The sequence below is a fragment of the Nostoc sp. genome (assembly GCF_036916975.1).
GTDB lineage: Bacteria > Cyanobacteriota > Cyanobacteriia > Cyanobacteriales > Nostocaceae > Nostoc.
In genome coordinates this window covers 1-8324 of sequence record NZ_JBALFF010000072.1, presented here as the reverse complement: position 1 = coordinate 8324, position 8324 = coordinate 1, and the positions used below count along the sequence as shown (strand labels likewise).

The following is an 8324-nucleotide window of genomic DNA, read 5'->3' as shown; positions in this document are numbered from 1 at the left end:
CAAGTTTATTGCGAATTGAGGCTCTTTTTGTTTTACCATAAATTGCCACATTCTTTAACCTGTAGGCATTTCAGGGGATTTTGTATCCCCTCAAGCAATTTACCAGTAGCATCGCAAACAACAATCCCATCTGTAATATTGTCAATGATGGCATTCAAGAACTCTCGTTCTTTGGCTAGAGAAGCTTCGGCCTGTTTGCCATTGCTAATATCAATTACCACTCCATCCCAGATGATTGAGCCATCGGCTTGTTGCTCTGGCCGAGCAACAGATTGAATCCATTTCATGGTTCCTGAAGGCAGGATAATGCGCCATTCTTCCTCAAAAGGTGTGAGATTTTGGGCAGAGTAGGCCATCGCTTGGGCAATAGCTGGTTCATCGTCAGGATGATTCATGGTGTAAAGGCTATGCGTCCCCGCCATCACTAACTCTGGCTCAAGCTCATATAAGTCGAAACAGCCAGAGCTAACATAGGGTGTTGAAGTTGAACCGTCGGTCCCCAGACGGAATTGGTACACCATACCAGGAATATTATTCGCCAAATTATGGAAGCGAGTTTCACTAGCCTGCAATTTTGCTAGAGATTGTGTTAACTGTTGAGCAGAGTTTTGAGAATTTCGATAGAGTCGCGCATTTTCCAGAGAAATTGCAGCTTGAGCGCAAAGTAAGTTTAGTAGTTCGACGCGATCGCTCGTAAAGGCTTTGGTTGTTAAATTGTTTTCCAGATACAAAATGCCCAGCAACTTACCCTGATGCAAAATTGGGCAACACAAGATACTTTTGGGCTGCTGTCGTTGAATATAGGGATCATTAATTAACTGCGGATGCACTGTGGCATCAATAATCACCGCTGGTTGTAAGCTGCGTTTGACGGTATTAATTAAGCCAACTGGCACATCAGATGAGTCTTCAACACACTGTGGGTTGAGCAACATTGGGTAAAAATCGACTTGGTTCTGTACACCGCTCAGGGAAAGCTGTGCGAACGCCTGAATTAGCAAACGATCTGACTCCAAAAGCATGAACACACACTTATCGGCTCCGGCATTTTGAATGACGATATGCAGTAATGCTTTTAGCAGTTTTTCGAGTTCGATTTCCCCTGAGATAGTTTGATAAGCTTTGAGAATGGCAGCTAAATTTAAAGCAACAGAGATGCTGCTACTACTTGAAGTGGCGGAACTGGTGGAAGTGACACTCCCCAATGTGAAGATAGTTTCGTTAGTTGAGAAAGGAGAACGGGTTTGCTCAAGGATGGAGGCGAGAAGTTGGGGATAGCGTCGTTCCAAGTCAGCAACTTTGGCTTTAGCGCCCCAACGAGCATAGCCATAGTAGGCTTCAATCATGTATTCTCCAGCTAGGCGCTGTTTGCCCCAATCGAGGTAAAATTTGGCGGCTAGTTCATTGGCCAGAGCTGCTTCTTGGATATAACCGTTTTCTTTAGCTTCGGTGATGGCGCGATCGTATAAATCTATCGCCTCTGATTTCTCTCCTAGAACGCGATACCGTTCTGCTTCAACCAAATAAAACTTGTGTAAATGATTGGCCCGAATATAGCTAGCCCAAGTTTTGATCTTTTCCTGATTTTTGCTCACCCGCCCAAGAATGTGTTGTTGTTCTGTTTCGGAAACTTGGGAATAGATTCCTAGATGAGCCAGAGAATCATAGGTGTGGAAGATTGGAACCACAAATAATCCTATCGCACTGCCTAGATAATTTTCAGTTGCGATCGCAGCTTCCACTGCAAGTTCAAACTTCCCAAACAGATAACCGAGAAAAAGTTTACTCACATAGAAATAGCACAGCGCAGTTTGATCGCCTGAGTGCTGGAAGACGGGCAGCATTTGCTCTTGATTAAAAGCTTTACCAAGCAGTTGCCATGCTTGAGCACCATCGCCGATTAAATTCAAAATCCCTTGCTGAAAAATCGTCAGCTGGGTGACAAGTCCTTCTTGTTTTAGTTGAGTCAGTTGAAAGCGGAAAGCATCGCTTTCTCGACTTAACTCCCCCAGTTCTTTACCGACAAACAAAGAGTGCATGACGTAAACGACTGCACAAATGGTAGCTGATTCTAAATCTCCCGTTTCCAGTCCAATTTGATAGCCTTCCCGGAAAAGCGCTAAGGTATTCCTGAGCGGCTCCTTCCAATGCAATACACAACAGCATACTCCGACATAGGTTCTGGCTTTCAAATTTTTGGCATTAAATTGTTCGAGTAATTTGAGTGCCAGCTGTCCAAATTGATAGCCAGATTCAATATCTCCAACCGCGCCACAAAGCAGCAGTCCATAAAAGGCATAAGCAATTGTAGAGTATGAGGTATTACCATACTGAAGCGATAAATTTACTTGCTCAAGGGTAAGAAATGGTAAGAGTGCTGGAGCGGCATTAAAGGCAGATGGAGAGACACCTACAAGAATCCGCATAGCGGCTAATTTATCTGAATCTGTCATCTGAGGTAGCAGGGTTAAATCTGACGGTTGCCTGCCAGCTAAGATGGATTTTGTTGCCTCAAAAGCCGATGCAATATCTGATTCACTTGGTTGCTTGGGAAAATGGATTCCTAACCGCTCTAAAATCTGGAGAGCCAGATCCACGCCCTGTAAAAATTGATGTTGGGCTTGAGCGGCTTGAATTTGGATTTCATAAACTTTAACCGTATCCAATAAGGTTCTAGCATTTTCTAAAATGACTGCTGGAAATTGTGCCATCTGCTCAAAGTTGCCACTTAAATAAGCTGCTTCGGTGGCAGCTTCGTAAAGTGTCAGGGTTAGTTCATATTGTGTTTGCCATCGTTCCTGTGCAAGCATTGCAATACCTGTAGTGGCATATTCAAATGCGGCAGTGTATGCTGTTGCATCTCTTGCTTTTTGTGCAGTTTGTAAATTGAGTTGAGCGAGTTCTGTTTTCTGAGATTGATCGACAATTAAGCTATTTCCGATATTCAGTTGATTAACAATCTCAAATAGTTTTTCGTCCTGTTCTGCGGCTGGTGTATGGTTGAGCAAAAGTTGTCCAATTTTCAGGTGAGTGACCTGTTTTTGCTGGTTGGGAATCAGAGAGTAGGCTGCTTGCTGGACGCGATCGTGCAAGAATTTGTAACCTGTCATTTGTCCTTTATCATTTGTCATTTGCAAATGATCGATCACCAATGAGGAATCTTGATAAAACTTGTAAACCTCGTTGATTGGAATCACAAATCCTTCTTGCAATGCTTTCCACAAGTCTGAAGCAGTTTCCGTCTGCGACTTTTCAGAAACGATCGCTAGCGTCGCCAAATCAAACTGATTGCCAATACAAGCTGCTAGTTTCAAAATATCTTGAGTGTTACGTGGCAATTTTTGAAGCTGTTCTGCCATAAATTCCACCACATCATCGGTGAGAGCGATTAATCGCACTTGCGTTACATCACATTGCCACCCCCCTTGACTTCCCCCCTTAGCAAGGGGAGCTAGTGCGTTGGGCGGCTCTGCCGACTTGAAGCATCTGGCGTGGAACTGAGGGGGGTCAAAGCTAATCAGCCCATCTTCATATAGCGCTTTCAAAAACTGAGTCGTGAAAAAGGGATTACCTTTAGCTTTTTGATAAACTAATTCTGTCAACGGCAATGCTTGGACTGTTGCACAACTGAGGGAATCGGCAATTAAATGGTTTACATCTGCTTGACTCAAGGGAAATAGAGTCAGAGTATTGACGCAAGAAGATTCCTTTTTAATTTCATCTAACGTCAACATCAGTGGATGAGCTGCAAATACCTCGTTATCGCGGTATGCACCAATAACGAATAGATAACCGCCATCGCTCTGCGACATCAACAGCTTCAGCAAATTGAGCGATGCCGAATCTGCCCACTGCAAATCATCAAGAAACATCACCAACGGATGCTCTGGTGTGGTAAAAACTTGAATAAATTTTTGGAACAGCAGATTAAATCGGTTCTGTGCCGCACTACCCGATAATTCAGCAAACTCAGGCTGTTTGCCAATCAGCTGCTCCAGTTCAGGAATTACTTCGATCAGGACTTGCCCGTTCTCGCCAACTGCTGCTAAAATTTTACTCTGCCATTGCTTTAGTTGGGTATCGCTTTCACTAAGCAACTGTCCCATCAAATCACGAAAGGCTTGCACAAAAGCAGACAGAGGAATATTGCGGTTAAATTGGTCATATTTGCCCTTGATGAAGTAGCCATTCCACCGGACAATCGGTTTATGCACTTCATTGACTACTGCGGTTTTGCCAATACCAGAAAAACCTGCCACCAGCATCAGTTGGGAGTCACCGTTGGCAACATGGCCAAATGCTTCCAGTAACGTCTGTACTTCCGATTCGCGTCCGTAGAGTTTTTCTCTGATGAGAAAGCGATCGCTAATATCTCGCTGTCCCAAATCAAACCAGGTATGTTTGCCGGTTTCTTGCCATTGTTCTAAGCAAGTAACGAGGTCATGTTTAAGTCCCAGCACACTCTGATAGCGATCTTCGGCGTTCTTCGCCATCAGTTTGCGGATAATTTCACCCAGCATCAAGGGTAAATCGGGGTTGAAATCGCTGGCGTTGGGTGGAAGTTTTGCAATGTGGCAATGCACCAACTCCATCGGTTCCTGAGACTCAAAGGGCAATTTTCCGCTCAGTAGTTCAAAGAAAGTCACACCTAATGAATAAAAATCGCTGCGGTAGTCAATACCCCTGTTCATCCGTCCGGTTTGCTCTGGCGACAGATAAGCTAGCGTTCCCTCCAGCCCGTTGGGATTTTGGATCTCCTGGGTTTCTCGTGGTAGCAGTGAGGCAATACTGAAATCAATCAGCTTAATTTGTTTGGTGTCAGGGTGAATCAGGATATTGGCTGGCTTAATATCTTTGTGAATGACACGCTGTTGATGCAACTGGTGTAATGTGTCTAACAGTTGTAGAACAATGGGTAAGAATTGCTCTAATGCCAGTGTTTTTCCTTGGGTAAATTCCCGTAAGGAAATGCCACCAAAGTCCTCCATTACCAGGGCGTAGCCATTGTGATAGGCTTCTAAGCTGTAGGTTTTGATAATGCCAGGAATATCTAAGTTTTTAGCGATCGCATATTGGTTGCGAAACTGTACTAATTCGCTAAAAGTTGGGTATTCTCGTTTTAAGAGCTTGATGACAACTGGTAGGCGTTGGCGAAGCCCACCGAAGGTATCGCCTTCTCGGACTGCCCGATACACTTGAGTCCGAGAACCTGAATAAAGTTGCTCTATGATTTGGTATCCAGCGATCCTTAAAGTTCCATCAGCTTTTGCGCTCATAAATTTTTACGGGAATTCCTGTGTACTAAAGTTAGAATTCCCAAGACAATATCTTGCTTAACAAACTTTACAAAACTTGCATTGGGGATTCATTAGTTAGGAGTTAGGAGTTAGGAGTTAGGAGTTAGGAGTTAGGAGTTAGGAGTTAGGAGTTAGGAGTTTGGAGTTGGGAGTTTGGAGTTTGGAGTTTGGAGTTTGGAGTTTGGAGTTAGGAGTTTGGAGTTTGGAGTTATTATTCTCCCCTGCCCCCTGCCCAATGCCTCAAAAAGGCTGTATCCGCAGCAAAGCTGCTAAATCAAGAAAAGCAAGGTGTTCATAAGCCCGATCTATAAATCGCTTGCCTCTGAGAAAGCCTGTATTAGCACCGGGACAAATGTAGCGGAGAGTTTCTGGTGTAAATTTTTCTAACAAGAATCGAAGGCTTTGAATTTGCCTAGGCCAGTGAAAGGTTTTGGCTGTCCGTAATGGTACTGTTTCACCCTGCTGGTTAGGGAGTAAATGGCGACCAGAAAACAATATACCTCCAAGTTCACTGTAGTATAAGCAAGATGAGCCGGGAGAATGGCCTGGTGTCCAAATCACTTGGGCTGCTACATCAAGAGTAAATTGGTGGCTAAAGGTAGTTAAGGTTAAGCCTGGTAACAAATAAGCTTCTTGCTCTTGAATCAGTACCTCGCAGCTAAAGATTTGCTGAAATTCAGCAGTCTTGCCAATCGCGCCTCGATGGGTGAGAAATAACCAACGCACACCTCCGTGCGATCGCAAAAAATCTTGATTTGTTTGGTCTAGGGCTGGGCAGTCTATGAGGATATTGCCTTCATTTCTTACAATAAGATAAGAGGTTCCCCCTAATGTGTCCCGATTGGGTGGAAAAGCAAAAATGCTCTCTTGTGCGAAGTCCGATTGCAGAGAACCTGCGCTAGGAACTTCGTTAGGAAAGACAGCCCGTGGTGGCTTAGTTATATGACTTGGCACTTGAGGTAAAGGACACATAATCAAAGAACCGAATCTGAGGAGTTGTAGACAATCTGGTTACAGTGTGGAAATTCTAAAGATTGAACTGGCGATTGGGGACTAGGGACTAGGGAAGATTTGAGTAGAGATTGGTACGCCAACCAAATCTTAAAAGAATTTCTTCCCCAATACCCAATACCCAGTCCCCTGTTAACCGTTGTGAAAAAATTGGGATTTGAGGTCTGCCTTATAGTTAATGCTATGGTGCTGAAGCTACTGGCGGCGCGTTTTGTCAAAATTACTGAACGATAACATGGCATTTTGGTTTTTGTTTATCCTCCTACTGGGGCTAGCTACTTATCTAATGGTGCAGCACAGCGTCGCTCAGATCACCCGGACGCCAGTATGGTTGTTGTGGCTGGTTTTAATGGCACCAGCATTACTGTTGAGTGGATGGACGTTGATGTATGGGCCAAAACAAGCTCCACCGCCAGCGCTGATTCTTTGGTCGATATTTGTCTCCACAGTGTTGTACTGGACATTGTTTCAATGGGGGCGTCGAGTCCCAAGAGATACACAAGCCCAACCTCAACCCCAAGCCTTACAATCACAGCCAACTATCCAGCCGATCGCAGAACCAATAGTGCGTCCCATTGAGCCAACTGAAGAAACTCAACTACGAAATTGTTTTCCTTGGTCTGTATACTACGTTCAAAATATTGAGTATCGACCACAAGCCGTGATTTGCCGTGGCCAGTTGCGAACTAAAGCTAGCAACGCCTACCAGCAGATTAAAACTAATATTGAAGCACAATTTGGCGATCGCTTCCTGCTGATCTTTCAAGAAGGTATGGATAGCAAACCTTTCTTTGTGCTGGTTCCCAATACTCAAGCTGCTAAACAGACAAATACATCACGACGCGAACAAGAACGCTTAACTCGTCCAGGATTAGCACTTCTACTGCTAGCAGCAACTTTAGTAACTACTACCTTGGTGGGAATAGAAATTGCTGGTGTTACTCTACCGCCTCTATGGCAAATTGGTTCTTTGTTCAAAGTTCTATCTAACCCAGATGTTCTATTCAAGGGATTGCCTTATGCTTTAGGGTTAATGACTATTTTGGGCATTCACGAACTTGGGCATTATTTGACAGCTAAATTCTACAAGATTCGCTCGACGTTGCCTTACTTTATTCCCATACCCTTCTTCTTGGGAACTTTTGGTGCATTTATTCAGATGCGTAGTCCCATTCCCAACCGCAAAGCTTTATTTGACATTAGTATCGCTGGGCCAATTGCAGGCTTTGTGGTGACTGTGCCATTACTAATATGGGGCTTGGCTCATTCTGACGTGGTTTCCATCACTGAAAAAACCCAACTTTTAAATCCTGATGCCCTTAATCCCAAGTATTCCATTTTACTAGCGGTACTCTCGAAGTTAGCCTTGGGTAGTCAGTTAACAGCAAAATCAGCCCTTGATTTGCATCCAGTTGCAGTAGCTGGTTTTTTGGGACTAATTGTCACAGCCTTAAATTTAATGCCTGTGGGACAGCTAGATGGAGGTCACATTGTTCATGCGATGTTTGGACAACGAACTGCGATCGTAATTGGTCAAATTGCTCGCTTGTTGTTGCTATTACTGGCTTTCGTTCGAGAAGAATTTTTGGTGTGGGCGATTATCTTATTATTTATGCCATTGATTGATGAACCTGCACTGAATGATGTAACTGAATTAGATAACCAACGTGACATTTGGGGATTACTGGCAATGGCATTGTTGATTGTAATTATTTTGCCACTACCGCAGGCGATCGCTAACTTTTTGCAAATTTAAAGAGTTCCAACGCAAAGAAAAATATATCTAAATTTTTACCAGCGATGGAATTAACCACAGCTTGTTATTTTGTAATTGAGATTATAAACAATATTCAACCAACAATAATTCTCTTTAAAAATGTCTTTTCGTCCACAACTCAGTTACCAGTAGCTAATATTCCTGCCTCGCTTGCGGCTACGATGTACACACAAGTTATCTGATTATCTAAAAGTCTTTAAAACCTCAAATAGTCCTGACAAACATCCCTCTCCTTACTA

At 43.6% G+C, this 8324-nt stretch carries 4 protein-coding genes; 2 read left to right on the top strand and 2 right to left on the bottom strand.

Annotated features, from left to right (window positions below; genetic code table 11):
- Window positions 1-32: 32 nt before the first annotated feature.
- Complete coding sequence (locus tag V7K73_RS18020; RefSeq protein WP_334881941.1) at window positions 33-5276, bottom strand: AAA family ATPase; 5244 nt, start codon at window positions 5274-5276, stop codon at window positions 33-35.
- 261 nt (window positions 5277-5537) lie between these two features.
- The gene (locus V7K73_RS18015) at window positions 5538-6269 is read right to left on the bottom strand and encodes an MBL fold metallo-hydrolase (protein WP_334881940.1); all 732 of its coding nucleotides are present in this window, start codon (window positions 6267-6269) and stop codon (window positions 5538-5540) included.
- A 99-nt stretch (window positions 6270-6368) separates the two neighbouring features.
- Between V7K73_RS18015 and V7K73_RS18010 the strand changes: the two genes are divergently transcribed.
- Together V7K73_RS18010 and V7K73_RS18005 are read left to right on the top strand one after the other, a co-directional pair.
- Window positions 6369-6542 carry a hypothetical protein gene (locus tag V7K73_RS18010; RefSeq protein WP_334881939.1) on the top strand — a complete coding sequence of 58 codons (174 nt, stop codon included), beginning with the start codon at window positions 6369-6371 and terminating at the stop codon, window positions 6540-6542.
- Window position 6543: 1 nt separating this feature from the next.
- Entirely contained in the window at window positions 6544-8064 is a 1521-nt protein-coding gene (locus V7K73_RS18005) for a site-2 protease family protein (RefSeq protein WP_334881938.1), read from the top strand.
- Window positions 8065-8324: the final 260 nt, after the last annotated feature.

Bases quoted from the DNA above. Each gene is read 5' to 3' on its own strand.
- V7K73_RS18005 (WP_334881938.1), top strand. From the start codon at position 6,544: ATGGCATTTTGGTTTTTGTTTATCCTCCTACTGGGGCTAGCTACTTAT.
- V7K73_RS18015 (WP_334881940.1), bottom strand. From the start codon at position 6,269: ATGTGTCCTTTACCTCAAGTGCCAAGTCATATAACTAAGCCACCACGG.
- V7K73_RS18020 (WP_334881941.1), bottom strand. From the start codon at position 5,276: ATGAGCGCAAAAGCTGATGGAACTTTAAGGATCGCTGGATACCAAATC.